Origin of the sequence: Lujinxingia litoralis (assembly GCF_003260125.1) — a bacterium.
Taxonomy (GTDB): Bacteria; Myxococcota_A; Bradymonadia; order Bradymonadales; family Bradymonadaceae; genus Lujinxingia; species Lujinxingia litoralis.
Genome location: NZ_QHKO01000012.1, coordinates 1 through 26831 on the forward strand (window position 1 = coordinate 1; position 26831 = coordinate 26831).

A 26831-nucleotide genomic window follows, 5' to 3' on the forward strand; every position below is an offset into this window, starting at 1 on the left:
CCGGGGCACGGTGTGTTGGTGGCCGAGTGCCTGGCAAGGCGCCCCGGGGCCGCTCGCCAGGGGTTAGCCCTCTTCGTTGATCAGACGCAGGGCCTGACGAGCGGCCATGCGCACCTCGGTGGCGTCGTCTTCGATGGCCACCCGCTGCAGGAGGTTGCGGGCATCATCCAGGCGCACCTCCCCCAGGGTGGTCGCCGCGGCGCGGCGGATCTGGGGGTAGGGATCGTCCAGCGCGTGCATCAACGCGCGGTAGGCGCGATCGTCGTCCACAAAGCCAAACACGTCGACCAGGTAGAGGCGATCCTCGGCCGGAGCGCTGTGGTCTTCGAGGCGGTTGGCCAGTGTGTGCACGCGTTGCTCGTAGGTGTAGAGGAGCTCCGAGGCGCGCTCTTTGCGGCCCTGCTCCAGGTGGAGCTGCGCCAGCTCGGTGAGCAAAAAGATGTAGTCGGGCTGGCCTTCAAGCGCCTGTTCATAGGTGGCGATCGCCTCCTCGGGGCGATTCATGTCGGCCAGGGTCCTGGCGAGCACCAGAAGGACCTCGGGGAGCCCGGCGACGCGCTCGCGCAGATTGGTGTAGAGCGTAAGCGCCTGCTGCTGGCGGCCGGTCTCGGTGTAGATCTGTCCCAGGGCAATGGCCGCTGAGACGCTCTCCCCACTGACGGGCTCGGATTCGGCGATGGCCTTGAAGCGATCTTCGGCCTCGACCAGGCGCTCTTGGACAAAGGCCAGCTTGGCCTCCATCAGCGCTTCTTTTTGCTCGGGAGTGCCCCCGGGGAGCTGGCCGGAGGGGCGGGCCGGGGCCGGGGCGTCCGGGTTGGCGCTCGGGGCGTTGCCGTCGGCGGCCCCAGCGTTCGGGGCGCTCGGGGCGCTTGGGTCCGTCGGGGCTTCGGCGGCCTCAGCGGCGCTCGGAGCGGAGTCGCGGGCGGCGCCCCCCATGGTGATGGGCGGGGAGTCGTTGGCGGCGTCGGGCTTATCGCAGGCGCTCAGCAGGCCGGCCAGGGCCAGCGCCAGGAGGATCGGGGTAGGAGCGTTTGAACCCATCAGGTCGACTCTTCGGCGGGGGTCAGCGGAAGGCGGATTTCAAAGGTCGTGCCTTGTCCCGGTGCGCTCTCCACGTCGATGGAGCCACCGTGATCCGAGACGATTTTTTTGACGACCGCCAGGCCCAGCCCGGTGCCGTCGGCTTTGCCCTGGGTGACAAAGGACTCAAAGAGGTGATCGCGGATCTCGGGCGGGATGCCCGTGCCGGTGTCGCTGAAGCGCCACAGGGTGTGGTCGTCCTGGCGATCCACCGCGATGGTAAAACGTCCTCCCCGGGGCATGGCGTCGGCGGCGTTGCGGGCCAGGTTCAAAATCGCCCGCTTCATCTTGACCACATCCATGCGCACCTCGCCGCGGTACTTCAGGTCGATGACCAGCTCCACGCCGCGATCGCCCAGCTCGGTATCGAGGAGCTCGCGGGTCTCCTGGATGAAGGTGTTCACGAAGATCTTGCGCCAGAGGATCTTGGAGTCGCCCCGGGCAAATTTGAGGAGCTCCCGGGTCATCTGGTTGAGCTGCTGGATCTGGTGGAGGACCCGCTCGGCAAAATCCTCGCGCTCGGCGGCATCATCGGTGTCGGCCATCAGCTGCACGTAGCCGGAGATCACCGAGAAGGGGGTCTTAAAGTCGTGGAGGATCCCGGAGATCATCTGACCGATGGAGGCCAGGCGATGCTCCTTCTCCTGGGCCTCGCGGTGGCGGCGAGAGGCCACGGTGCCGGCGATCTGGGAGGCGATCAGGGTGATGATCTTGACGTCATCCTCGGTAAAGCCCAGGGAGCGGGGCTCATGAGGCAGCACCAGGTTAAAGACCTCCAGGGCGCCGATGCAGGTCTCGTCGTCGAAGAGGGGCACGGCGATGATGTTCTCAACGTGCAGCCCGTCGGCTTCGCTGGTCGGACCGGGCAGGTGCTGGCAGGCCTGGCTGTGGCAGACAAAGGGCTGGCCGCGGGCGATGACCGCCTGGCCGATGGTGTTCTCGTCGGTGACCGCCCGGGTGTAGAAGTCCCAGGCCCGGGAGTAGTCTTCGCTGCGGTCGATGAGCACGTGCACCCGGTGGTAGCCCTCCTCGCGCAGGGTCAGGGCGCAGGCCTTGCCGTTGACCAGCTCCAGGGTCTGCTGGGTGATGGTCTGGATCAGGCTCTCCAGATCGCTGTGTTGGCTGAGCTTGCTCTGGATGTTGTAGAGCAGATCGAGCTCGGCGAACTTGTGCTCCAGGCGCTCCTTGGTGCGCAAAAGCTGCTGATTTTTATCGACCAGCGAGTGGTAGAGCGCGCTGTTTTCCAGGGCGATCGAGATCTGGCCGCCGATGGCGCTGAGCAGGTTCTCGTCCTCCTCCGAGAAGTTGCCCTGGGTGCTGTTGAGCACCTGGACCACGGCGATGATCTGGCCATCGGTGTTGCGGATGGGCTGGCAGAGCATGGAGCGGGTCTGGAACCCGGAGCGCGAGTCGATGTCGGCGTGAAAGCGCGGATCGTTGTAGGCGTCGCGGATGTTGATGCTCTGACCGCTCTGGGCGACCCAGCCGGCGACGCCCTGGCCGGGCTCCAGCACGATCTGGGTGTTGGAGCCCTGGGCGATCTTGCCATGGAGGCGCCCGGAGGGCTGCTCGACCAGATAGAGGGTGGAGCGCTCGGCGCGCATCAACTCGGTGAGCTGCTCCAGGGTGATCTCGAGAAACTCGTTGCGATCCAGGGTCGCGCCCAGCGCGCTGCTGATCTGCAAGAGGGAGCTGTAGCGGCGCTGCTGCTGCTGGAGCTGGCAGCGAAAGGCCAGCAGGAGCTCGACCTTCTGATCGTCGCTGAGCTGGCGCAGGCTCTGATCGGTGAGGCGCCCGGGCTCGCGTAGCATCGGCGGCGAGTCAGGGGCCGTGGCCGGGATCGCCGCCAGCGCGCCGGTGATCTGGCGTACGCGGCGGGCGCGCAGCGGGGTGTGTAGGGTCTTCTCGGACATCGCGATCGCCTGCAGCACAAAAAGAGGGCGGTCAGCGCGGCAGGTCCACAGCGACCGGCCTGAGCATGGACCCGAGCCTAGCACAGCGCTGCGCCCGGTGCATGCTCAGGCCACAGGGCGCGGGGCGCCCGGCGCATAAAAAAACCGCCACCCCGAGTTGAGATCGGAGCGGCGGTTTTACTAGGAGCGCTGCAAAGAGGCCCCGGCTCGGTCAAACGACTGAGCTTCAGGCGACCACGTCTTTGAGCGTGAGGCCTTCGGACTTCAGGAAGGACAGCAGGCCCTTCTTGGTCACGCTGCGCAGGGCGCGGGCCGAGAGGCGCACGCGGACCCAGCGATCTTCTTCGGGGATGTAGATGCGCTTGTTCTGCAGGTTGGGCAGCTGGCGCATTTTGGTCTTGTTGTTGGCGTGCGAGACGCGGTTACCAACAAGCGGCTTCTTACCGGTGAGTTTGCATTTGCGAGCCATGGGATTCTCCTATCATTCAACGGTCAGACGCGACGTCGTGTCGTGACTTGAGTTTGACGTACCTATTTGGCCGGCACGCCCGGCAAGGGGGCGCGCTTCGGAGGCGGGAGACTGGCAGCGAGGTGGACCGATGTCAAGCCGATCGTCCAAAAAGGGGGGTAAACCCCACTGCGATCGCGCTTTTAGCGGCCTTTGGGCGCGCGGGCGCGCCTTGAAATGGTGGGGGGGCTCTTGTAGATTGCGGACGACCCAATCGCGGGCGGTGTGGCTTGAAATGCTCGCGAAACATCGACCTCCGGAGGCAATCGGTGAGCGACGGAAAGTTGTCGTCGAAGTTGCAAGACGAACAGGCGCAGACGGCACAGGGCGAGGGCGCAGAAGGGCTCTCGTTTCGGCTTGGCGGGCGGATTCGCGCGCCGCGCTCCAGTGGCCTGGATCTGCCGGCCTATCAACCCGAAGAGGATGAGGCGGTGGCCGCCGTCGCCAAGCGCTTTCGCAGCGGCCCGGGCTTTGGCGGGGCGGCGCTTAAAAACGCGCCCACGCTCGATGGCGATGATGCCGGGGCGGGCGACGTCGACGCTGGATTCTTACTGGATGCGCTGGAGGCCACCGCTGAGCCGGTGACGCTGGCGCCGCTGGAGGATCTGGGGGAGGTGTCGATCACCGGGCGCGATCTCAGCCAGAGCAGCGAGAATCTTCCCCTGGTCGAGGTGGAGCCGCTGGAGGAGAGCCGCCGGCCGGCGGTCTGCCCCTCCTGCCATGCGGAGAACCCGGCCTCGATGAAGTTCTGCGTGGAGTGTGGCGGGGCGCTGGCGGCTCCGCAGAAGGCGGGGGGCCAAAAGGTGAGTCTGCGCAGCCGGGTGGGCTCCGCACTGGTGGAGAAGCGCCGGGAGCCGCCGCCTGCCTCGGAGGCCGCGCGCCAGAAGAATCCCTGGCCGATCCAGTTGATCTCGATCAACGAGGATGGCAGCGACGGCACCGCGATCGCCCTGGAGTTTCTGGAGACCACGGTGGGGCGCGAGGGCGATCAGCGTTTTCCCACCGACGGCTTCTTAAGTCCGCGGCACGCCCGCTTTCACGTACTCGATGGCCAGCTCTTCATCGAAGATCTCTACAGCCTCAACGGCACCTTCATTAAGCTGCGGGACGAGACTCGGCTCACCGCCGGCGACACGATCTTGATGGGGCGCCAGGTGCTGCGCTTTGAGCGCTTCGAGCAGTCGATCACGCCCAAAACCAAGAGCAGTGACGGCACACGCTACATGGGGAGCCCGGCGCCCGGGGGCACGTTTAAGATCCTGCAGATCGGCATCGGCGGGATCATCCAGAACGTGTACTGCCTGCCCGAAGCCGGCGCCGTGCTCGGTCGGGAGAAGGGCGACATTGTGTTCCCGCACGACAAGTTCATGAGCGGGCGCCACGCCCAGATTTACGCCGGCGATGACAACCAGTGCTACCTGGTCGATCTGAACTCGTCGAACGGCACCTGGATCAAGATCTGGGAGAAGACCGCGCTGAAGCATCGCGACTATATTTTTATGGGGCAGCAACTCTTTCGCGTGCATCAGGAGCAGCAGGGCTAAGGAGCTCCTTGCCACGCTAAGTCCGCACAGGCCCTCCGGTAAAAGCCGGAGGGCTTTTTTTGCGCGGCGTCCGGGGGTTCATTCCCATGGGGTATCTGTGGTTGACATCATCGGGGCCTCATGGCACATCAACGCGCGGTGTGGATAACCTGCCGTGGAAGTTAAGGATTTTACACTTCGATAAGAATGTGTGCGCTATTCTTAATGACCCTTTGAACTGCATACGAACGAGTAGTGGAATGACGAAGTCGGAACTCATTGAGCTGGTCTCGCAACGTATCGATGTCCCCAAAAATCACGCCGAAGAGATTGTGAACGCGGTGTTCGACGCGATGAGCGACGCGCTGATGGAGGATGAGCGCATCGAAGTGCGGGGCTTTGGCAGCTTCTCCATCCGCAAGTACCGCGCCCGCAAGGGACGCAACCCGCGTACCGGAGATGAGGTGCAGGTGGCGGCCAAGAAGTCGGTTCATTTCAAGGTGGGAAAAGAGCTGCGTGAGCGTGTCGATACGCTGGAGGCCTGAGGGGCGTTGCAGACGTGAGTGGAGAGGGGTTCGGGGGAACCCCAAACACAAGAGCCGACCGCGCGTAACGCGGTCGGCTCTTGTGTTTGGAGAGGCCTACGGGGATGAGCGCCGGGCCTACTCCACGTCGAGGAATTTATGGATCTGGAGTCCCAGGCGGATCTGCTGGCCGCTCTCCAGGATCCAGTTGGCCAGCTCGTGGCTGTTGAGCTCGCCATGGACTGGCGAGAAGATCACGTGGGCGTGGTTCAGGACGTCGTGCTCTTCGAGGGTGGCGATCGCCCAGTCGAAGTCGGCGCGATCCTGGAGCACGATCTTCACCTCATCGCTGGCCTTAAGATGGGCGATGTTGGCGTAGAGGTTTTTGTCGACCTCGCCACTGCCCGGAGCCTTGAGATCCATGATCACATGCACCCGCGGGTCGATGGGGGAGATGTCCAGCGAGCCGGAGGTCTCAATGAGCACGGTGTAGCCCAGGTCGCAGAGCCGGGTCATCAGCGTGTGGACCGGGCGCTGGAGCAGGGGCTCACCACCGGTGATCTCGACGACCTTGCAGCCGATCTCATCGAGGCGAGCGATGATCGCGTCGATTTCGGTGCGCTCACCACCTTTGAAGGAGTAGGTGGTATCGCACCAGGTGCAACGCAGGTTGCAGCGGGAGAGGCGCACGAAGGTGCAGGGCAGGCCGGCAAAGCTGGATTCGCCCTGGATGCTAAAGAAGATCTCGGTCAGGCGCAGCCAGCTGCGCTCTTCGCGTTCGGGGCGGCCGCGTTCGATCGCGTGATCGGCGGCGCGCTCGGCGGGCGTGGTGGAAGCCATGAGAGGTACCTATGGAGACAGACGTGAGGGAGCTAGCCACCGTCTGTGGTGGCCAGGGCCTGGTAAACGCGATGCAGCGCAGGCGATCTTCCTCATACGTGCAATGAGGCGGGGGGAGACCCGGCCGACGGCCGGGCTCAGGAGCACTGACCCATAATACAGGCCCGGCCCTCGGTGCAATCGCTGTCGGTGGAGCAGGAGCCGGGAAGGACGCATTGCTGATTCTGGCAGACTTCGGGGAAGGAGCAATCCTGGTCGGCGTCGCACTCGGTCCCGCCCAGGCATACCCCGCTGATGCAGAGCTCATTGGCGGCGCAGTCGGCGTTGATGCGGCAGCTGGGAGCCGGGCTGGTGTCTTCGCACACCCCGAAGTTGCATTCGGTGCCCTGTGCGCAGTCGGTGTCGCGATCGCATTGCGCCGGAGGGAAGCTGAAGCAGGCCCCGGCGTAGCAGACCTGGCCCGTGGGGCACTGACTGTCGGCGGTGCAGCCCCCGGGGTTGTCGCAGACGAAGTTGATGCAGCTGGTCGGGCTGGGGCAGTCGGCATCGGAGCTGCAGGCCGGCTCCTGCACGCAGCGCTCGGCGACGCAGATCAGGCCGCTGGAGCACTCCTGGTCGCTCTGGCACCGGGTGGGCTGGCAGTAGCCGGCGTCGCAGCGCTGGTTGTCGGGGCAGTCGGCATCCGCTGAGCAGTTGGCGCTGACGCGGCAGATCCCGTCCTGGCAGGACGTCCCGGAGGGGCAGTCCACGTCGGCCTGGCAGCTGCGCACCAGACGGCAGGTGTCGCCGATGCACGTCTGACCCTGGGGGCAGTCGTTGCTGGAGGAGCAGGAGGTCGGCTCGATGCAACGACCGCTGAGGGTGTCGCAGCTGCGGCCGTCGGGGCATTCGGCGTCGGTGCGGCAGGGGGGCGCGGTGCGGCACTCCCCGGCGACACATTCCTGGCCGGGACCGCAGTCGGCGTGGATGGAGCACTCCGGGGGGAGATCGACGCAGACGCCCTGCTCACACTGCTGGTTGGGCGCGCACTGGTTGTCGTTGGAGCACTCGGAGATCAGCGGGCGGCAGTTGCCGCCGCGGCACTCAAAGCCCCCGGGGCAGTCGATATCGTCGGTGCACTGGGGCGCTGTCGGCACGCAGGCGCCGTTGTCGCAGACTCGCCCCGGGCCGCAGTCGCCATCGGCGGCGCACTGCGCCGCGACACAGGTTTCATCGATGCACCGGGCATCCGTGGGGCACTGATCGTCACGCACGCATTCGCGCACCTGCTGGCACTGGTAGTTGAGGCAGCGCTCGGTGGCCGCGCAGTCGCGGTCATTGGTGCATTCGGGGCGCGGCGCGCAGATGCCGAATTCGCAGATCTCCGAGGGGCGGCAGTCGCTGTCGCCGCTGCACTGGGGCGGAGGCAGCGGCAGGCAGACGCCGGCCACGCAGCTGGCACCGGGGAAGCAGTCGCCGTCGGACTGGCAGCCGCTCGGGTCGACGCAGACGTTGTTGATGCACTGCAGGTTGGGCAGCGGGCAGTCCTGATCGCCGGTGCAGGCCAGGGGCGGGATGCAGCGCTGGGCAACGCACTGCCAGGCCGGCGGGCATTGAGCTTCATTCTGGCAGCGGCTGGCCACGCAATTGCCCAGGTCGCAACGCTCACCGGTTTCACAGTCGTTATCCGCGCTGCACTCGGGGCGCGGCTGGCAGAAGAAGCCGTTGCAGATGGTGCCGCCGGGGCATTCGCTGTCGACGGTGCACTGACGGATGTCCACGCAGCGATCGTCGAGGCAGGTGAACCCGTCGGGGCAGTCGTTGGCGCTGGAGCACTCCACCGCCGGCTGGCATTGACGCGTCAGCGCTTCACATTCCTGACCCGGGGGGCAGTCGGCGTCGCGACGGCACTGCTCCGGCGTGGTGCAGAAGTTGTTCTCGCAGATCTCGTCCACGCGGCAGTCGGCATCGGACTGGCAATCGCCCTGGGGCAAACACTGACCGTTCTGGCAGAACTCATCGGCGCGGCAGTCGGCATCGGAGTGGCATTGATTCGGGTTGATGCAGGCGCCCTGCTCACAGATCTCGCCAGGGGCGCACTCATCATCGACGGTGCAGGCGTCGACGGGCACGCAGTCGCCACGTTCGCAGACGTGGCCCGGCGAACAGGTGACCGCCTGGCAGGGGTCGGTGAACTCACAGCGGAAGTCGATGCATTGCTCGTCGCGGCGGCAGTCGGTATCGGCGCGGCAATCCCCGATGAAGTAGCAGTCGCCGCTCAGGCAGATCTCGGCCTGGCCGCAGTCGCTGTCCACCTGACAGCCCTGGGTGGTGACACATTGGCCGGCGCGGCAGATCTCGGTGGGCAGGCAGTCCTGATCGCTCTGGCACTGGGGACCACCGAAGCATTGCCCGTCGATGCAGCTCTGTCCCAGTCCGCAGTCAAAGTCGTCGATGCACTCCGGGGGGCGCGGCAGGCACTGGCCGTTGGTGCAGACCTCGCCGGCGGCGCAGTCGCGGTTGATCTGGCACTGATCCTGGGTGGGCTGGCAGATGCCCTCCTGGCAGGACTGGCCCTGCGGGCACTGATCATCGAACTGGCAGGATGTGAACACGCAGGAGCCTGCGATGCACTGGCCTCCCGGGCCACATTGGGCGTCGCGCTCGCACTGGGGCGCGACACACTGGGCATCCTGGCAGACCTGTCCAAAGGCGCATTCGTCGTCGCGAAGGCACTCGCCATCGAAGACGCAGAAGCGATCGAGGCAGGCGAAATGCTCCGGGCATTGGTCGTCGTTCTGGCATTCGCCGTCGATGGGTACGCACATCTGATCGAGGCAGATGGCCTCTGAGCCACAGTCGTCATCGAAGAAGCATTCCGGGGGGAGCACCTGGCAGATGCCGTCGAGGCAGCTGGCCTGACCGGGGCAGTCTTCGTCAATGAAGCACTCCTGGGCCGGGACGCAGACGTTGGCTTCGCAGCGCCCGTCGGCCGGGCAGTCGTTGTCGTTGAAGCACTCCAGCTGGGGGTGGACGCAGATCTGATCCATGCAGAACTGGTCGCCTTCGCAATCCTCGTCGGACTGGCATGCGGGGACATCCTCGCACTGACAGGTGTCGCTGCAGCTCAGCTCCACGGGGCAGTCGCTATCGTCGCTACATTCGCAGGTCTGGGTGCAGACGCCATCGACGCAGAGCTCGCCGGCGTCGCACTCGTCGTTCTCCTGGCAGGCGGGCAGGCAGCTGCCCTCCAGGCAGATTTCGCCGGTGTTGCAGTCGGTGTCCACCGCGCACTGGGGCCCGGGCGGCTGGCAGGCGCCTTCGATGCAGAGGTTGCCTTCGGGGCAGTCCTCATCGCGTTCGCAGGCCGGAATCGGCGCGCAGAAGCGGCCCAGGCAGGTGGCATTCTCCGGGCAGTCGGCCTCGCTCTGGCAGCGCAGGGGCTCGGAGCACACCGAGCCCAGGCATTGCGAGCCCGCCGGGCACTCGCCATCGTCCACGCAGCGATCCATAAGAACGGTACGGCCGCAGCCGGCTAACCCCAGCGAGCCAAGCAGGGTCAGGGTCATCACCAGGCGTACAAACATGCGTAGAGAAAACGAGGAGGCAGCCATATTAAGTCCGCAGGTCATGCGTGATCCGATCACCGGTGGTGCCCTCGCTTAAAGCGAGCGTCAACGCGTGCCGGCGCGCGTGTATCTAAGGGGACGCAGATGTAACACAGCGTTAGCAGCACAGCAAATTCACCGGTGTCAGGGGCGCCGAAAGGGCATTGCCAGCGCCGCGCGATTCTATTAGACCTTTGCCAGCCGTGCGGTTTGCCGCGGAGAGCACGCTCCGCGGCAGCCGATCAATGATGTTACGTGACGAGCACGCCGGCGCACCGATGATGCGGTGGCGCCTCCCCGGATAAGAGCGTAGAGCCCGGCGACGTCCACAGACTCAGGTAAGCCCAGGTTATGGCTAAAGAAATTACGCAGGGATTGATTGGTGGCTTTGTGATGGTCGTGATCGTCGCATTCCTGGGCTCCCAGGTAGGCTTCGGTTGCTCGCACTACGAGCCCAGCGGGGCCGGTGGTGAGCAGGGCGCGGAGGCCCCGGCGGAAGCGGCCCCGGCCGAGGAAGCTCCGGCGGAAGAAGCGGCTCCGGCCGAGGAAGCTCCGGCTGAAGAAGCGGCCCCGGCCGAATAAGCAGCTAAATCCTGAGAGGGGACTGTGCGCGGCGATTCACTGTGCGGCCAGCCCCTCGGCAACCAGCGCGTAGGTTGCTTCCAGCAGGCGATCGCGGTCGGGCTCGTAGCCCACCGCGTAGGCGGCCTGAACGCCGTCGACCAGCGACTTGAGCGCGATGGCCGTGGCCCGGGTATCGATCGGGCGCAGGTGCCCGCGCTCGACCGCGTCTTCCAGGATCGCGGAGAGCCGATCGATGTAGGACTCCTGCAATTCCAGGAGCATCTGCCGGATCGCGTCGTCGCGCAGGGCCATCTCGGCGGCGATCAACATAAAGCGGGGCATGGATGCGTCGGCGGCGAAGGCTTCGATGAAGTGATCGCCCAGGCGAGCCAGTTGGGCCAGGAGATCGCTCTCCTGAGTCATGACATCGTCCATAAAGCCGGTCGAGCGGTCGAACTCTGCCTGCACCAGGGCGCGAAAGATCTCGCGCTTTGACGGAAAGTGAAAATACACTCCGCCTTTGGAGAGGCTGGCCGCGCGGGCGATATCGTCCATTTTGGTGGCGAAATAACCCCGTTCCAAAAAGCAGCTTCGGGCCGCCGCCAGGATCTGGTCGGCGCGTTCATCGGGGCTCTTGTGTTTGGTCACGCTCAGGCTCCTTGACGCAGGTCACCGCGAGCGGAGACGCCCGCGATCGCGCTCCCTTGTATGCGGGGCGGGCCGCAGGGCGCAACCACCATATGTGCAGACCTAAGGCGCCGTCTCGGAGGGGGCCGGGCGCCCCGCGGGAGAGTGGACTGGAAGGGCGAAACCCGGCTAGCCTGCCACTTTGACTCTGTGTTAGGCTCAAAAGGTCTAGACGACACGATCTTACAATCCACACGTCTGTCACCGATGGCGCCCACCGGCGCATCGCGTATGGCGCAACGCTCAACTCAGAAGGGGTTTTCGTGAGTCAGCGGACCGAGGCGTCGACCTGCTACGGTTATATCGGGGACCACTCCGGGCCCGCGCTCAGAGGCCACGTACTTTTCGTTGAGATTGCGAGGCAGCGAACCCTCCCTGTGCGCGTAGGCATCTGCAGTGGCTGAGAGCAACCGCGAGTGGACGAAGTTCGGGCGCTACGCCCTCCTGCAGAAGATCGGGGCCGGGGGCATGGCCGAGATTTTTCGCGCCAAGACCTTTGGGGCCGCGGGCTTTGAGAAAGAGTTCGCCATCAAGTTGATCTTGCCCTCGCTGGTCGACGATACCGAATTTGTCGACATGTTCATCAACGAGGCCAAGATCGCGGTGAGCCTGTACCACGCCAATGTGGTGCAGGTGTTTGATCTGGGGGAGATCGACCACCAGTACTACATCGCCATGGAGTTTGTGCATGGCAAAGATCTGCTCGATGTGCTCGCGCGCTGCGCGGAGCTCAACATCAAGATCCCGCTTAATCTCGTGCTCTTTATCGTCATGGAGATGCTCAAAGGGCTGGATTTTGCCCACCGAGCCAAAGATCCCTATGGCGACGATCTCAACATCATCCATCGCGATGTCAGCCCCTCCAATATCCTGATCAGCTACGCCGGCGATGTGAAAGTCGGTGATTTCGGGGTGGCTAAGGCGGCGATTCAACGCACGCTCACCGAGAGCGGTACGCTCAAGGGTAAGGTCGGCTACATGAGCCCCGAGCAGGTGATGGGCGAGGAGATCGACTCGCGCAGTGACATCTTCTCGGCGTGCATTGTGTTTGTGGAGGCGCTGAGCATGAATCGCCTCTTTGTGGGCAGCTCCGATCTTGATGTGATGCTCAAGGTGCGGGACGCCAACATCGATGCGAGTCTCAAGAAGATGGGGCCCCTGCCCGCGGATCTGGTGAAGATCATTCGCACCGGGTTGGCCAGACATCGCGAAGATCGCTACCAGAGCGCCGGTGAGTTCTATCAGGCGTTGATGGATTTTTGTTTTCACCACGGCATCAAAGTTAGCGGGAACGATCTTTCTAACCTGATGCGTCGGCTCTTCGCGCGAGAGATCGAAGAGGAGAAGAGCCAGCGCCGGAGTGAGCCGGGGGGGCCGGCGGCCCGACGTCCTCTTCCGAAGCCCCGGGGGGCTGTGGCCAGGGAGCCGGCTGGCGCCCGGGCGGACTCGGAGGTCGAGGCCAATGTAGCGTCGCGCTCGGTGGAGAGCGCGCAGCTTCTGGCCATGGGAGAGACCGCGGCGGTGCACGAGCCCCGGGAGAGTAATACCGGGCGGATGCCTGCCGGGGAGCTGGCCGGGCAGATCGCCCGTACTCGTGAGTCGGAAGACGAGGGCGACGAGCGCCGATATCGCTATCGGGATGGGAGCGGGCTGGTGTTCGGGCCGATGGGGCCTCAGACCCTGGTGGATCTTTTGCGGGTGCGTCGCCCGCGGGCCGAAGATCGGGTCTCGGTCGGGGAGGGGCCCTGGGTTCAACTCGATGAGATCAGCGGTATTGAGGTACCGGCGGGGCGCGCGAGTGGTCGTCGGGCCCGACCGGTGGCCGTGGAGGCTGCGCATGATGCGGTGGTCGCGGGCGCGGACACCGATGTGGTGCGCGATGTGCGTCGGGCCGTCGGGCAGATGGAAGAGGAAAGCGCGGCGTCTGGCGATACCGAGGTGGTGGTCGAGACGCGGGAGGCGCGGAGCGTCCCGGGCCTGGCGGTCGCGCCGGTGGAGCCCCCAGGGGTCACGGAGGCCGAGCTTGGCGGTCAGTCCTCGCCGGTCTCGCAGTCGCTGCCTTCTATGGTTGTGGCGACGAGTGCGGGGGCGTTGGGCTCGACCTTCCAGGAACTCAAAAATCTCTACGCAAGCTATGAGGGGGATCTGGCCGAGGTCTCGTTTGCCCGCATTCTGGGGCGTCTGCACCGCGCCGGAGAGACCGGGCGCCTTTTTGTGAGCAACGGCCAGGTGGAGAAGTCGATCTTCATTCGCGATGGGGAGCCGATCTACGTCGATTCCAACCGGCAAGAGGAGTTGTTGGGACACTTCTTGCGAACGCGCGACCTCATCACCGAAGCCGAGCTTCAGGAGGGGTTGGCCCGTCTTAACGAGTGGGGCGGTCGACTGGGGGATGCGCTGGTGGCCGTGGGGGCGATTCCGGCGCACGCGATCTTCACTCATCTTTCGAGTCAGATGCGCGAGAAGCTCCTGGATATCTTCACCTGGACCGAGGGCTACTACGGCTACTACGAGAATCAGGAGCCCGATACCCAGGGCTACTCGCTGGGGCTGGACACCTACGAGATGATTGTCGAGGGCAGCCGCGAGCGGGTGGCGCTTGCGCGGATACAAGAGCTCTATAGCAATCGCAATTTCGTGAGCATTTACCCGAACGAGCCCGCGCCCTTTAGTGTGGATCGGCTGCGGCTGCGAGCTCGGGAGTTACGGGTGCTCAATCAGCTGAGCCCGGGCGATCATCTGCGGGCGCTGCTGGCGAAGTTCGGTCCGGAGCAGCACGAGATGGTCTATCGCACGGTGTACCTGCTGCATCAGGTGGAGATTCTGTTGTTCGAAGTGACCGAGCGCGTGGAGCTGCCTCCGGTGGACTGATATGGTGGCCGGTTCGGAGCCGCGCCGGGTTGGCCGGCCTTCTTGAGAAAACGTATGGAAATCAGGGGATTAGGCGGATCGTCGGAGGCGGCGCTTCACGCGCTCCAGGACCACATCGAGCTCCGGCGGGTTGAAGAGCCATCCGCTGAGGGCCAGGGCGCCGAAGAAGGCGGTGCCCATGGCGATGAGAAGCACGACCAGCCCCATCAGTCCTAGATCGGCCGGGGCGTGGCCGGCCAAATAAAACACCCCGTAGGCGGCACCGGCCGCCCAGGCTCCGTGGAGTGCACCGCGGAGGGTGCCCCGGGCGATGGGCATCAGCGGCAGCCGGCCCACGCGCAGGCGGTAGTACCCCAGGGTCACCAGGGCATTGAGCGTCATCCCCAGCGAAGTCGCCGCGGCCAGCCCCCGGACCCCGAACTCGGCGCCCAGCAGGGCGTAGAAGGGGGCGGCCAACGCCACCGTGACCGAGCCGAGAATCATGGGGGTGAGTGTGTTTTTACGCGCGTAAAATCCGCGTACCGCCAGGGTTTGTACCGCCCAGGACCACAGGCCGCCGGCGAAGACGATCAGGAGGCCGGCCATGGTATCGGCATCGCTGGCCTGGAAGTGTCCGTGGCGGAAGATCGCGTGGACCAGGGGGTAGGCGGCCACCATCAGCCCGGCCGCCCCCACCATCGCCAGAAAGCCCACGCGTTGGAGGCTGCGCGCGAGCATCCGTCCCATCTCCTCTTCTTTGCCCTCGTGGAAGAGGCGAGTGAGGAAGGGGAGCGCGGCCTGGCCGGCGGCCTGGCCGATGATGGCGAAGATGACCATCATCAGCTTGCGGGCGTTGGCCAGCCAGGTGATGGCGCCATCTCCCTGGAGCGAGCCGAAGTACTTTAAGAACCACTCATCGACGGTGACCAGGCTGACGCCCACCATCAAGGGGAGTGTCAGCAGCAGGAAGGCCCGGAAGTCAGCATCGAAGGGGGCAAAGCGCGGGGTGAATTTTACCTCGTGCCTGGCCGCCCACATGGGGACGGCCAGGGGGCCCAGCAGGGCGCCCACGACCACGCCGATGGCGAATCCCTTGATGCCAAACCAGGGATCGAGGAGCACGCCGCCCAGGATGATGCAGAGGTTGTAGATCAGCGGGGCAATGGCGCTGGGCCAGAAGATCTCGCGGACAAAGAGCGAGCCCTGCAGCAGTCCGCCGATGTAAAAGGCCATCGGCGCTAGCAGCACGATACGGGTCATGCTCACCGCCAGCTCGAGCTGCTCGGGATCGTTAAATCCGGGATTGAGCACCGGTACGATCTGCGGGGCGAGCACGTAGCCCAGGGCGATGAACACCGCCAGCACCGAGCCCATGGTGGTGGCGATGGTCGAGAAGAGTCGCCAGGCCCCCTCCTCGTCTTGAGAGGCGACATAGGAGGAGAAGAGCGGTATGAAGGTGATTGAGAGGGTGCCACCGGCCAGCACGTAGTTCATCATATCCGGCATGGTGAAGGCGGCCTGATAGGCGTCGGTGGTGGCGCTGGCTCCGTGGTTGTAGACGATGACCGCTTCGCGCAGAAACCCCAGGATGCGGCTCAACAGGGTGCTGACCGCCAGGATGATGGCGGCGATGCCCATGCGGCGGCCGATCGAAGGGGCGGGTTTTTGAGCTTTGTCGGGGGCGTCGGTTGCCATGGTGCCAGGTGCTCGCGCGAAGGTATGAATCAGATCCTCTTCCCCGGGTGCTTGTATCGCGATCGGGGGCGGAGGCGAAGTTTTTCGGTGGGCCCTGCTGACGAGGGCCGCGCCCACAGCGGAGGATGAAGGCGATGGAGATCCGGGTCAACGGCAAGGCGCATACCCTGAAAGAGGCGCGTCCCTGGTCAGTTGAAGAGCTGCTCTCGGAGCTGGGCATTGAGGCGATTCGCGGGGTGGCGGTGGCGGTGGGCGACCAGGTTGTTCCGCGCAGCGCCTGGTCGGAGCCGAGGATTGAGGCCGGTACCAGCGTGGAGATCATTCGCGCCACCCAGGGTGGTTAACCCCGAAGTTCGAGCCGAGGAGTAAGATGATGAGCGACCCGAAGCCGTCGACCTGGAAGGTCGGCCCCTATGAATTTACCAGCCGACTTCTGGTAGGAACGGCCCGTTACGCCAACTACCAGGTGATGCTCGACGCGTTGGAGGCCAGCGGCACTGAGCTGGTGACGGTGGGCATTCGCCGGCTCGATATCGAGGCCTCGCGGGAGGCGGGGATCCTGGAGATTCTGACCGAGCGCTACACGCTGCTGCCCAATACCGCCGGTTGCTACACCGCGCGCGACGCTGTGCTCACCGCGCAGCTGGCACGTGAGGCGCTGGAGACCGACCTGATCAAGTTGGAGGTGATCGCCGACGATCAGACCCTGCTTCCGGACAGCGAGGAGCTGCTTAAGGCGGCACGCACGCTGGTGGCCGATGGCTTTGTGGTGATGGCCTACACCAACGACGATCCGGTTCTAGCCCGCAAACTTCAGGATATCGGGTGCGCTGCGGTCATGCCGCTGGGCTCGCCGATCGGCAGCGGGATGGGGATTCGGAACCCCTATAATTTCCAGATCATCCGCGAGTTTATGGAGGTGCCGATGCTGGTGGATGCCGGGATTGGCACGGCTTCGGATGCCGCGTTGGCGATGGAGCTGGGCTGTGACGGGGTGCTTCTGAACACGGCGATCAGTGGGGCGGAGAAGCCAGTGGTCATGGCACGGGCCTTTCGCGATGCGGTGCGTGCGGGGCGCTGGGCGCGGGAGGCCGGGCGGATTCCCCGGCGTTTTTACGCCCAGGCGTCCACGCCCCTGGAGGGCGCGGTGGGCTCCGAGTCGTCGAGTTAAGGTATGGATGGCGGGGAACTCTCGCGTCTGTACCTGATCGCCGATGCAGGCTTCTGCGTGGCCCGAGGACGGTCTCTGAGGTCGGTGGTGCATGCGGCGGTGGGGGCAGGCGTGCGTCGGGTGTCGCTGCGGGTCAAAGGCGACTGGTCGCCTCAGCGAAGCGAGGCGTTGTGGGCCGATGCGGCGCGGGCCGCCGAGGTGGCTCAGGCGGCCGGTGCGCAGGTGCTGGTTCATGCCGAGGTGGCGCGTGGTCGGGCGCTCCACGTTTCCGGGGTGCACCTGGGGGCGGCGCAGGTCGCGTGGGTGCAGGAGGCTCGCCAGCGTCTGGAGGGGGAGGGGCTGGTGGGGGTGTCTTGCCATAATCAGCGTGAGGCGCAGCGCGCGCAGCAGCGCGGCGCCGATTTTGTGACGCTGAGCCCGGTGTTTGAGAGCGTGTCCAAGCCGGGCTACGGCGGGCGGCTCACGCTGGAGCACTGGGGAGAGCTCGCACGTGGGTTGAGCGTGCCGGCGTACGCGCTGGGCGGCGTGGGGCCCCGGGAGGTCCGCGCCTGTCTGGATGCGGGGTTTTACGGGGTGGCCGTCGTCGGCGGGATCTGCGGGGCCGCCGACGTGGCGCAGGCTGCCCGGCGTTATCTCGAAGCGCTCTGTTCCGAGGGGGACGCCGGAGGTTCGGGGCGGCTTCCCAGGGTTTGAGAGACGCTTAAGAAGGCCACGTAGAAGAATCCAAACTGAAAGAGCATCAGAAAGGGCAGGCTTCCGAAGGGGTGGCGAGGGTCGGCAAGCACCTCGTAGATGGCGTAGCTAAACCAGATGCCCAGGGCGAACTCGATGGCCGGCATGGCGTTGAGACCTCCCCGATACAGTCGAGAACTCCAGGATTCGCCGGCGCGTTGGATGGCGTACTTCGGCGTGCGGACAAAGGGGGTCTTGTGGCCCAGAAGAACCTCGATGACCCCTTTGGCGTTATTGACCGAGACGCCAATACCTAAGGCGAGTACGGCCGGCATCAGCCTTAAGATCTCCCACCGTGGGCGCCCCAGCTCGCGCTGGGAGACCCAGTAGAAGTAGCAGACGGAGAACGTGGCGCTTAAAAAGATCGGGAGGTCGAAGAGGAGCACCTCGTACCAGCCCTGTTGCACGCGGACGAGCGTGGCCAGAGGCATGATCAAGGCCAGGATCACCATCAAGAGGTAGGCCAGGTTGCCGGTGAGGTGATGGATGGCCTCAAGTTTGACGGCCCGGGGCTGTGGAGAGCGCAGCACCCGGGGAAGCACCTTAAAGGCTGTCTGAAGCGCACCCTTGGACCAGCGGTGCTGCTGACTTTTGAAGGCATTCATCTCCACCGGGAGTTCGCTCATGACGGTGACGTCGCGCAAGAATCGAAAGCGCCATCCGGCGAGCTGCGCTCGGTAGGAGAGGTCGAGATCTTCGGTCAGGGTGTGGTGTTCCCATCCACCGGCATCTTCGATGGCCTGACGGCGCCAGATGCCGGCGGTGCCGTTGAAGTTAAAGAAGCGCCCGGAGCGGTTGCGGGCGGTGTGCTCCAGCACGAAGTGTCCGTCCAGAAGCACGGCTTGAGCACGCGTGAGCAGGCTGTAGTCGCGGTTGATGTAGTCCCAGCGAGCCTGCACCATGCCGATATCGGGTTCGGTGAAGTGATCGATGGTCTGGCGCAGAAACTCCGGCTGAGGAATGAAGTCGGCGTCCAGGACGGCGACGAGCTCGCCGCGGGCCTGTTCGAGGCCGGCCTGCAGGGCGCCGGCTTTGAATCCCTGTCGGTCTGTGCGGTGCAGCAGGGAGATGTTGATGCCCCGGTCGCGCCAGTGGGCCACCCGGTCGCGGATCAGCGCGGTGGTATCGTCGGTGGAATCGTCCAGGACCTGGATTTCGAGGCGATCGCGCGGGTAGTCGAGTTGGCAGGTCGCGTCGATGAGGCGCTCAATGACGTAGCGCTCGTTGAACGAGGGGAGCTGCACGGTGACGACCGGGAGGGTCTCCGGTGTGAAACGAGCCGCGGGCTCGGGGTCCGGACCGCTGGCGTACTTGCGGTAGAGGTGCACGATGGCGTAACGATGCGATCCATAAAAGGAGAGCATCAGCAGCACCGCGAAGTAGGTCAGCAGAATAGCGAGCTGCCAGAGGTTGTAGTCCTGAAAGTGTGACATGGTGGGGCCAGATGGCAGGGCGATCGCGTCGGGGAGGAAGTCGGGGAGGGATCTGTGGTAAAGATGTGCCGGTGAGGGCCGGCGCGCGAGCGCAACAACAAGAGTGACTTAGCAGACCTGGACGGGATTGTGCCAGAGCAGAACCCATCGGCGGCCGCTGTCGCCCAACATGTGAATGAGGCTGTAGAGCCGCGCCCCTGGCGCGGGCTCTGGAAGAGTTTGCGCCCGCATCAGTGGGTCAAAAATGCCTTTGTTTTGGCGCCGCTCTTTTTTGCCAAGGCGTATACCGACCCGCTTCTTGCCGGGAAGGCCCTGGCCGCGGCGCTGCTCTATTCACTGGCGGCGGGCACGGTCTATGTGCTCAACGACCTGATGGATGTGGAGCGGGACCGGGAGCACCCGATCAAGCGTCATCGACCCATTGCTTCCGGGGAGTTGCCGGAGGCCACGGCCTGGCGGGCACTGGTGGTCATTGGTGGGAGCGCGTCGATCGCGTCGTACCTGCTCTCGCCATTGTTTGCAGCGGTGGTGGGCACCTATCTGGTGATGAACCTGGCGTACTCGATCAGGCTTAAGCACTACGCCTTTGTTGATGTAGCCATCATCGCCACCGGCTTTGTGCTGCGGGTCCTCGCCGGAGCGGCGGCCGTCTCGGTGATGGTTTCGGAGTGGTTGATCGCCTGCACCTTTTTGCTGGCGCTATACCTGGGGCTGGGCAAGCGCCGCCATGAACTGGCGCTATACCTCAGTGGCACGGTGGAGCGTACGCGTCGGGTGCTGGATAGCTATCGCCTGGAGAATGTCGACTTCGGCATGCTGGTGACCTCGGGTCTGACCACGGCGGCGTACACCATTTATACATTGACGGCGTCGCTCCCGGACCAGCCCCTGCGCACGGTGAGCACCCCCTTTGCGAGCATATGGCTTCCGGTGACCATTCCGATGGTGGTTGTGGGGCTGGCGCGCTTCTTTCAGATCGTGCGCCGCGATGATGCCCGCAGTCCCACGGAGATGATGCTTCGTGACAAGCCCTTTGTGCTCAACATTGCGCTGTGGGGTGTGGTGATGCTGGTGTTGAGCGTGCTCTGAAGTCGGGGGATGGGGGGCCGGGTCGAGCGCGGAGATTCGCCGTGCTCGCCAGGGGCAGAGAGTAGACGCCGCCGGCTAAGATGCCAGAGCAGGTAGCGGGATGGGGGGGCGGGATTTAAGGAGTGCATTCCATAAAAAAAGCCTCCACCGACGAGGATGGAGGCTTTAACGAGCTTTATTGACGCCACGAGAGCACCGTTTCCGGTGAGCCTGACGCCTGGCTCAAGAGGCTGGTCTTACTTGTCGTTGACCAGGTCCTTGAGGTGCGGCGCCGGCTTGAAGCCCACCGAGTAGGAGGCGGGGATCTCAATGGTCTTGCCGGTGCGCGGGTTGCGACCTTCGCGCGCCTTGCGGTGCTTGACGGAGAAGGTGCCGAAGTTGGGGTAGGAGAAGCGCTCTTCTTCTTTGACGGTCATGGAGACGGTTTCGAAGAGGATGTCGATGATCTCACCGGTGTCCTTCTTGGTGAGTTCAATGCCTTTTTCGGCGGCGACGGCGTTAACGGCGTTGATCAGATCGGACTTCGTCATGGTGATCCCCTTAAAACAGAAATTAAGGTGAGAACGTGGCTAAAACCATTCCAACCCAGGTTCAACCAACGCAGTATCAGGGAGTCGGCTGAGTGAGTATCCATGGACTTCGGACTGCGAATCGTGGCCGAGGATAGGGGTGGCCAGATCGCGTGTCAATTCTTATTTACGCGCTATCCGGCAATTTGCAAGGCGCTTTTAGCGCGAAAACTCGGGCGAAGGGGCACTTCGGCCAGCTCAGGTTGTAGCGAAACGATCGAGGTTCAAGAGCTGGCGAGCCTGCTGTGGAGTGGCCAGCGGGCGACCAGCGCTGGCAGCTAATTCGGCGACGCGTTCGACGAGTTCGTAGGAGCCTTTGGCGAGTACGCCACGTGCCAAATAGATGTTGTCTTCGAGGCCCACGCGCACGTGCCCGCCCATGTCAATGGCGAGCTCGGCCAGGGGAAGTTGGTGTCGGCCGATACCGGCCACCGACCAGGTGGCGTCGTCGGGGAGCATGTCGACCAGGAAGCGCAGATTTTCGGGGCGCGCGCCCATGGCGCCGGGGACTCCCAGCACGAAGTCGAAGTGCAGAGGGGCAGTGACCACGCCTTCTTTGAGCAGGTTGAGGGCGGTGTCGACCATGCCGGTGTCGAAGACTTCGATTTCGGGGACGATGCCCAGTTCGCGTTGGCGGGAGGCGATCTGGCGGATCATTGGCAACGAGTTCATGAAGACGTCATCGCCGAAGTTGACCGTGCCCGTGGTCAGGGTGGCCATGTCCGGGCGAAGCTCCAGACCTTCGATGCGCTCGTCGACGCTCATCCAGACGGCTCCACCGGTGGAGAACTGGATCAGGGTGTCGGTGCGTTGGCGAGTTTCGTTGAGAATCTGCTCAAAGGTGTCACGGTCCTGAGTGGGGGTGCCGTCGTCGAGGCGACCGTGTACATGCACCATGGCCGCGCCGGCCTGACGGCAGCGGGCGGCCTCTTCGGCGATCTCCACCGGGGTGTAGGGCACATGTGGGGTGTGCTCACGCATGACCTCGGCGCCGACCACGGCGGCGGTGATGATCAGGGGCTTGGCCTGGCTCATTGGAGGCTCCTTGGGATGAGGTGTTAAGCGCGCTGACGTTCGACGGGGACCACGCAAGTACCGCTGGCTCGACAGACGATGATGGGCTCGTCCAGGACTTCGGCTTCGGCCGGATTGTCCGGGTTGCCGGTGAGTCGAATGACTTTTTTGGCGACAAACTCCATCTTGCGGCTGGAGCGCCCGACGTGGGTGATGGTGCCGGTGGCCTCGATGTAGTCGCCGGCCTGCACCGGTGCCAGAAACTCCACCGAGTCGTAGGCGCGGAAGAGGCCTTCATCACCATCGTGGCGAATCAGGAGTTCGGTGGCCACATCGCCAAAGAGTTTGAGCATCATGGCGCCGTCAACCAGGTCGCCGGCGTAGTGGACCTGTTCCATGCCAATGCGCATGCGAATCATCGCTTCGGGGGCATTCATCGGGGGGGCTCCGCTATCGAAGGGGCTATTCAGTGGGTTGCAGCAAGAAAAGAATCGGGCGCCCTCCCCAAAGGAGAGGGCGCCCGAATCATGGCCAGCGAGCCTGTCAAAGGCAAGCGTGCTCAGGCATGTTAGCGGATCGTCACCGGGATAAATTGATCCATGGTAAAGACCGTTGAATTTGCCTGGGAATTCCAGGAGATGCCGCCCACGTACCAGAACGTGCCCATTGAGGGCAGGCGCTTATCGAGCTTCTCGTAAACCAGTTGCTGGCTGATGTAGAAGCGGACCGTGGCCAGGGAAGCGCCGTTGCCATAGTCGTTATAGTAGTGCACGCCTACCGCGTAGTTCAGTCCGTCGACCGGGCCATTGTGGTTGATGTTTTCGGGAGCGACGCCCCAGAGGTCGTCGATATCCAGTGATGCCCCCCAGGATGTTGCGTGTCGGGCAGCCCACCAGACGGCATTGCCGGTGCGATCTCCCCAGCTGCCGTTTGGATGCATATAGTGAAGGTCGAGATCTGTACCACGGACGTTTTTGACGGGATTGGGTACGTTGGGGATGGTCCAGGTCAGCTGAATGTGGATGTCATCATCGGGCACCGCGGTTACGCGCACGATGGCCGATTCGCAGGAGGCCATGCCGAACTCGTCGTAGACGACCAGCTCAAATTCGTACTCACCGGCAAGATCGAGCCAGAAGGTGGGCTGGGCACTGGCCGAGTTGGGTTGAAGCTGGGCCAGCGAGCCGACCGGGCGGGTGATGACACTCCATTCATAGGTGAGGTTGGTGCCATCGGGATCTTCGGAGTCGGTGGCGTTTAACTGAATGGTCTCCAGGGGGCTGGCGCTGAGCTCGGGCTGGAAGCGGTTGGAGCCCTGGATGGCGGCGGTAGCCACGGCGGTGGGGCAGATCGAGTCGGTACCCTGACCGGCAAGCGGAATATTGAGCACGCCCTTGGCCGGATCGTTGGAAGTGATGCGCAGCTCGCCGCTGTTGGTGACCACATCATCCGGGGTGTAGGTGAGCACGAAGTTGGCGGACTCCCGGGCAAGCAGGGTCAGCGGCAACTCAGGCATGCTTTCCGGACGAAGGCTAAAGGTGCCCTGACCGTCGTTGCTCAGCTCGATCTCGTTGACGATGAGTTCGGAGCCCGGGGAGCAGTTGCTTACGGTGATGGTGCGATTGGAGGCGCGGTCGATGGTTGCGACGTTGAAGTCAATGCCGTCTTCGTCGGTCACGCTGATGCAGGCCGAACCGCTGTTGCCGGAGAGATCGATGCGAAACTCTTCGCGAGCCGGATCGTTGCTGTAGATGGTGATTTCGCCGGTTGTGGGGTCGTCGGTGACGGGCTCAAACCATACGCGCATCTCGAAGGACTCGTCAGGAGCGAGTTCGGAGGGGAAGGTGCTGGTATCCTGCTCTGGAGGAGGCAAGACGCCTTCGCTGTCGCGGGGGCCGGGGAAGCTGATTGAGAATTCCGTGTTGCCGCCGGCCAGGATGTCGTCGATGCGCAGGGGAGCCTGACCGATGTTAGAGATCTGAGTCAGAGTCCAGTCTTGGCTGCCCGCGGGCACTCGTGGGAAGGACAGGCGCTGCTGGGTGAAGAGCTCCGGCTGAAGCGACTGGGTGGTGATATTGACATTGACGACGCCGCTGGTGCCCGCGTCCATGACGTTGGTCTTAAGGCGAAGCACACCACCGTAGCTGATGGTCTGTTCGGGGCGGTAAATAAGTTCGAAGGAATAGGACTCGCTGGCGGGAATCTCCAACACGCCCTCGGGCCAGTCTGCCCCGGGATGGAAGGCCTCGGCCGAAGCGTTGCCGCTGTCCAGGAGCTCGATTTCGGAGATGCGCAGGGTGCCATCACCGTTATTGGAGATGGTGATGAACTCGCTGATCTCTTCGCCCAGGGAGATCTGTTGGAAGGAGATCGGATTGGGCGTGAGTTCAAAGCCTGCAGATTCGCTGCTGGCGATGTCTTCATCGCCACAGGCGCTGGCGAGGAGGGCAAAGAGCAGGGTCATTGCAAGCAGCAGCACATGTTTGCCGTCGCGCAGATAGGATGGGGAGGATCGGGTCATGGGGGGGCATCCTTCGTTCGTGGTGATGCGGCGTCTCCGCCAGCAAAAGTGCGCCGGTGCTTTAACATTCCAAGAGCGCCGGAGCATATCGCAGCCAGTCAAGCCTGAGTCAGAGACGAAACTATAGGCGGAGCCTGAGCTTACGTCAATAATTCGGTGGGGGTTCGGAGTCACCGCACCCGGGGCGTTGGTAACGCGGGGGGGGAGGTTGCTTGGGTGGGGGCTGCTCAGAGCACGCGAGGCCGAAGCACATGTGCTTCGGCCTCGGACTGGTTACCCGGAGGTCATACGCGCCGGTTCGAACAGCGCTTATGTCGGATTTAGAGCGAAGGGTAGCCGTCGGTCAGCTGGTCGACGACCGTAATCCCGTAGTCGGGGACGGAGACTTCGGCGATGTACCAGAACTCGCTCCGGTTGTTCATGCGGCGGTAGAACTCCTGGGCCAGCGAGCCCCCCAGGTAGACACGAACGTCAACGTCGACAGGGTTGTCGCCAGCGGATGTGCTCGGGTAGTAGTACGCGCCAAAGGCATACGTTCCCGCGGCCGCATCATCATGATTGAGGTTTTCCGGACCGCCACAGCAGGTGTCATCAATGTCGAGCGATACGGTGCTGCCATCGTTCCAGGAAGGTCTTTTGTTGGCAAAGTACACGTCCCAGGGGGAGCTGTTCCATTGATCTGCGTGGTTCAGGTTGACGTAGTGCAAGTCAATATCTGTGCGGGCTCCGACAGGACTATTCCAAGAAGACTCCACCCAGATGTCGCCACCTGGGATGACGTCAATGAAGAACTCGGAGGGTTCACAGGAGGCCAGGCCGGCGCCGTCGTACACGGTCAACTCAACCACATAACGCCCGGCGTAAGGCAACCACAGGGTGGGGCTCTCGGTGGTGATGCTGGGGGAGAGCTGGGTCTGTGCGCTGAGTGGCTTGTCGCGAAGGGCCCACTCGTAGGTGACCTGGGTGCCGTCGGGATCGTTGGAGAGGCTGCCGTCAAACTCGATCGTGGCCAGCGGGCTGGCGATCAGGCCTTCCTGGGCGGTGAACCAGCGGGAGGTGCCGTCGACGCGGGCGCGGGCGATGGCTTCGGGGCAGGTCAGCAGTGAGCCTTGTCCGATGACGTTGGCGTAGGCGTAGCGGCGAGCCGCGTCGTTGCTGCTGATCTTTAGTACGCCTTCGTCCAGGCGTTCTTCGATGGGGTTGTAGGTGAGCACGAAGTTAACGCTCTCACGGGGGCCAAGGATGGCGACGTCGCCGTCGGCGAGTCCGCCAGGGAGGGTGGACTCGACAATACCGAAGACTCCACCGGCGTCGTCCTCAAATTCCATGGAGCCGATGGCCAGTTCGGCGATGCTGCTGCAGTTGGTCAGAGCGACGGTGCGGCGAGCGACCCGGTCGATGGAGGCCTGGCCGAAGTTGATTTCTTCGCTCTCCAGCTCCAGGCAGGGGGCGTCGCTGTTGGCCGAGATCAGGACTTTGGTGCGCGGTGTAGCCGGGTCGTTGCTTTCGATCGTGATTTCGGCGGTGCGGAACTCGGAGCTGGTCGGGAGGAAGATCACGCGGACCATGGCCGACTCCCCGGGTTGCAGTACCTGGGGAGCGACATCGGAGTCGTCTTCACGGGGGGCGGCGGCGAGTCCTTCTTCAATTTCTTCCGGCGTGAGCGCGCGGGGGAATTTCATGGAGAAGTCGGAATGGCCGTCGAGCGAGATGGAGTCGATTTCGAGCGGAGCATAGCCGATGTTGGTGATCTCGGTGACGCGCCAGTCTTCGCTGCCCTCGGGGGTGCGGGCAAAAGTCACGATTTCGGGGGTGAAGATCTGAGGTTCGGGGGCGGCGGCGGTGAGCGGCACTGAGAAGACTTCCGAGGCCGGGTCATTGGAGCGCATGAAAAGCTCGCTGCTGGCCGGGGCAATCTGCGTCGGGGCATACTCGACGTAGATCTCAGCGAACTCATTGGGCTCCAGGTTCAACGCGGCGGGGGTGTCATCGGCCAGGCTGAAGACCGAGGACTGCTCGCCGAGGATTTCAAAACTGTGGACAGTAAGCGCGCCTTCACCGGTGTTGGTGATCGTGATCATCTCGGCGATGGAGTCTCCCAGGGCGACCTGCTCGAAGTTGAGGCTGGTCGGAGAGACCGTCAGCGTTCCGGTGTTAATGGTGTCGAAATTGCCGTCACCGGGATCGTCGGAGCAGGCGATGAGACCCAGGGCAAAAAAGACGCTTAGGAGCAGCGCGATGCCGGAGGGACGACGAGTAAGTGAGAATGTCTCGATCATGTTAGAAACCGTCGGAAATCGTGGGCCAGTGGAACGTGAGCACCGGTAAGCGAGCAGGGGATCGGGAACCGAAGTTCGTGACAAAGGGCGATCACTGGCGCGCTCACAATTGGCTCAGGGTAGCGAAGAGTGACAGAGGCGTCAAAAGATACGTGAATAATGCTGTGAGGGCGTGCTATCTGGTGGCCACAATGAGGGCTGAAGGCGTGATGTATGGGAGCGTAACTGGAGGTTGGAGATCTCGCGGAAGAT

Annotated in this window: 21 protein-coding genes; 8 read left to right on the plus strand and 13 right to left on the minus strand. The window is 63.9% G+C overall.

The window, feature by feature from the left end; translation table 11 throughout:
• Nucleotides 1-63: 63 nt before the first annotated feature.
• The 3 genes from DL240_RS17660 to rpmB form a co-directional block, all read right to left on the minus strand.
• Entirely contained in the window at nt 64-1041 is a 978-nt protein-coding gene (locus tag DL240_RS17660) for a HEAT repeat domain-containing protein (RefSeq protein ID WP_111731229.1), read from the minus strand.
• Nucleotides 1041-2993 carry a GAF domain-containing protein gene (locus DL240_RS17665; protein ID WP_111731230.1) on the minus strand — a complete coding sequence of 651 codons (1953 nt, stop codon included), beginning with the start codon at nt 2991-2993 and terminating at the stop codon, nt 1041-1043. The genes DL240_RS17660 and DL240_RS17665 overlap by 1 nt, the downstream gene beginning before the upstream one ends.
• Before the next feature lie 226 nt (nt 2994-3219).
• Nucleotides 3220-3462, minus strand: a complete 243-nt coding sequence (gene rpmB, locus DL240_RS17670; protein WP_111731231.1) for a 50S ribosomal protein L28 — start codon at nt 3460-3462, stop codon at nt 3220-3222.
• A gap of 308 nt (nt 3463-3770) precedes the next feature.
• Here rpmB and DL240_RS17675 point away from each other — a divergent pair, with 308 nt between their 5' ends.
• A complete protein-coding gene (locus DL240_RS17675; RefSeq protein ID WP_111731232.1) occupies nt 3771-5045 on the plus strand; it encodes an FHA domain-containing protein in 1275 nt (424 codons plus the stop codon).
• Between the two features lie 239 nt (nt 5046-5284).
• Nucleotides 5285-5569, plus strand: a complete 285-nt coding sequence (locus DL240_RS17680) for an HU family DNA-binding protein (protein ID WP_111731233.1) — start codon at nt 5285-5287, stop codon at nt 5567-5569.
• 117 nt (nt 5570-5686) lie between these two features.
• On the opposite strand, the gene DL240_RS17685 is transcribed toward DL240_RS17680, so the two are convergent.
• A complete protein-coding gene (locus DL240_RS17685; protein WP_111731234.1) occupies nt 5687-6388 on the minus strand; it encodes a radical SAM protein in 702 nt (233 codons plus the stop codon).
• 137 nt (nt 6389-6525) lie between these two features.
• Entirely contained in the window at nt 6526-9999 is a 3474-nt protein-coding gene (locus DL240_RS17690; RefSeq protein WP_146618391.1) for a DUF7107 domain-containing protein, read from the minus strand.
• A 327-nt stretch (nt 10000-10326) separates the two neighbouring features.
• Between DL240_RS17690 and DL240_RS20340 the strand changes: the two genes are divergently transcribed.
• Nucleotides 10327-10557 (plus strand): hypothetical protein, encoded by a 231-nt coding sequence (locus DL240_RS20340; RefSeq protein WP_199589858.1) that lies wholly within the window; start codon nt 10327-10329, stop codon nt 10555-10557.
• 36 nt (nt 10558-10593) lie between these two features.
• Here the strand turns inward: DL240_RS20340 and DL240_RS17700 are convergent, their stop codons facing one another.
• On the minus strand, nt 10594-11187 hold the full coding sequence (locus DL240_RS17700; RefSeq protein ID WP_111731236.1) for a TetR/AcrR family transcriptional regulator: 594 nt from the start codon (nt 11185-11187) through the stop codon (nt 10594-10596).
• Between the two features lie 435 nt (nt 11188-11622).
• Here DL240_RS17700 and DL240_RS17705 point away from each other — a divergent pair, with 435 nt between their 5' ends.
• Entirely contained in the window at nt 11623-14097 is a 2475-nt protein-coding gene (locus tag DL240_RS17705) for a protein kinase domain-containing protein (RefSeq protein WP_111731237.1), read from the plus strand.
• A 69-nt stretch (nt 14098-14166) separates the two neighbouring features.
• Here the strand turns inward: DL240_RS17705 and murJ are convergent, their stop codons facing one another.
• Complete coding sequence (gene murJ, locus DL240_RS17710) at nt 14167-15771, minus strand: murein biosynthesis integral membrane protein MurJ (RefSeq protein ID WP_111731238.1); 1605 nt, start codon at nt 15769-15771, stop codon at nt 14167-14169.
• A gap of 134 nt (nt 15772-15905) precedes the next feature.
• Here murJ and thiS point away from each other — a divergent pair, with 134 nt between their 5' ends.
• Genes thiS through DL240_RS17725 form a run of 3 tightly spaced genes read left to right on the plus strand, consistent with a single transcriptional unit; the run spans nt 15906 to nt 17635 of the window.
• Nucleotides 15906-16115: a sulfur carrier protein ThiS gene (gene thiS / locus DL240_RS17715; protein ID WP_111731239.1), complete on the plus strand. Its 210-nt coding sequence runs from the start codon at nt 15906-15908 to the stop codon at nt 16113-16115.
• Between the two features lie 29 nt (nt 16116-16144).
• Entirely contained in the window at nt 16145-16942 is a 798-nt protein-coding gene (gene thiG / locus DL240_RS17720; RefSeq protein ID WP_146618407.1) for a thiazole synthase, read from the plus strand.
• A 3-nt stretch (nt 16943-16945) separates the two neighbouring features.
• The gene (locus DL240_RS17725; protein ID WP_111731241.1) at nt 16946-17635 is read left to right on the plus strand and encodes a thiamine phosphate synthase; all 690 of its coding nucleotides are present in this window, start codon (nt 16946-16948) and stop codon (nt 17633-17635) included.
• On the opposite strand, the gene DL240_RS17730 is transcribed toward DL240_RS17725, so the two are convergent.
• A complete protein-coding gene (locus DL240_RS17730) occupies nt 17572-19107 on the minus strand; it encodes a cellulose synthase family protein (protein ID WP_111731242.1) in 1536 nt (511 codons plus the stop codon). The genes DL240_RS17725 and DL240_RS17730 overlap by 64 nt on opposite strands.
• 129 nt (nt 19108-19236) lie before the next feature.
• On the opposite strand from DL240_RS17730, the gene DL240_RS17735 reads away from it, so the two are divergent.
• On the plus strand, nt 19237-20196 hold the full coding sequence (locus tag DL240_RS17735; protein ID WP_158542721.1) for a decaprenyl-phosphate phosphoribosyltransferase: 960 nt from the start codon (nt 19237-19239) through the stop codon (nt 20194-20196).
• Nucleotides 20197-20432: 236 nt separating this feature from the next.
• Here the strand turns inward: DL240_RS17735 and DL240_RS17740 are convergent, their stop codons facing one another.
• The 5 genes from DL240_RS17740 to DL240_RS17760 form a co-directional block, all read right to left on the minus strand.
• A complete protein-coding gene (locus DL240_RS17740) occupies nt 20433-20726 on the minus strand; it encodes an HU family DNA-binding protein (RefSeq protein ID WP_111731244.1) in 294 nt (97 codons plus the stop codon).
• 237 nt (nt 20727-20963) lie between these two features.
• Entirely contained in the window at nt 20964-21800 is an 837-nt protein-coding gene (gene kce / locus DL240_RS17745) for a 3-keto-5-aminohexanoate cleavage enzyme (protein WP_111731245.1), read from the minus strand.
• Nucleotides 21801-21823: 23 nt separating this feature from the next.
• Complete coding sequence (kal, locus tag DL240_RS17750; RefSeq protein ID WP_111731246.1) at nt 21824-22216, minus strand: 3-aminobutyryl-CoA ammonia lyase; 393 nt, start codon at nt 22214-22216, stop codon at nt 21824-21826.
• Between the two features lie 131 nt (nt 22217-22347).
• Complete coding sequence (locus DL240_RS17755) at nt 22348-24300, minus strand: choice-of-anchor D domain-containing protein (RefSeq protein WP_158542723.1); 1953 nt, start codon at nt 24298-24300, stop codon at nt 22348-22350.
• Between the two features lie 320 nt (nt 24301-24620).
• The gene (locus DL240_RS17760) at nt 24621-26579 is read right to left on the minus strand and encodes a choice-of-anchor D domain-containing protein (protein WP_111731248.1); all 1959 of its coding nucleotides are present in this window, start codon (nt 26577-26579) and stop codon (nt 24621-24623) included.
• Nucleotides 26580-26831: the final 252 nt, after the last annotated feature.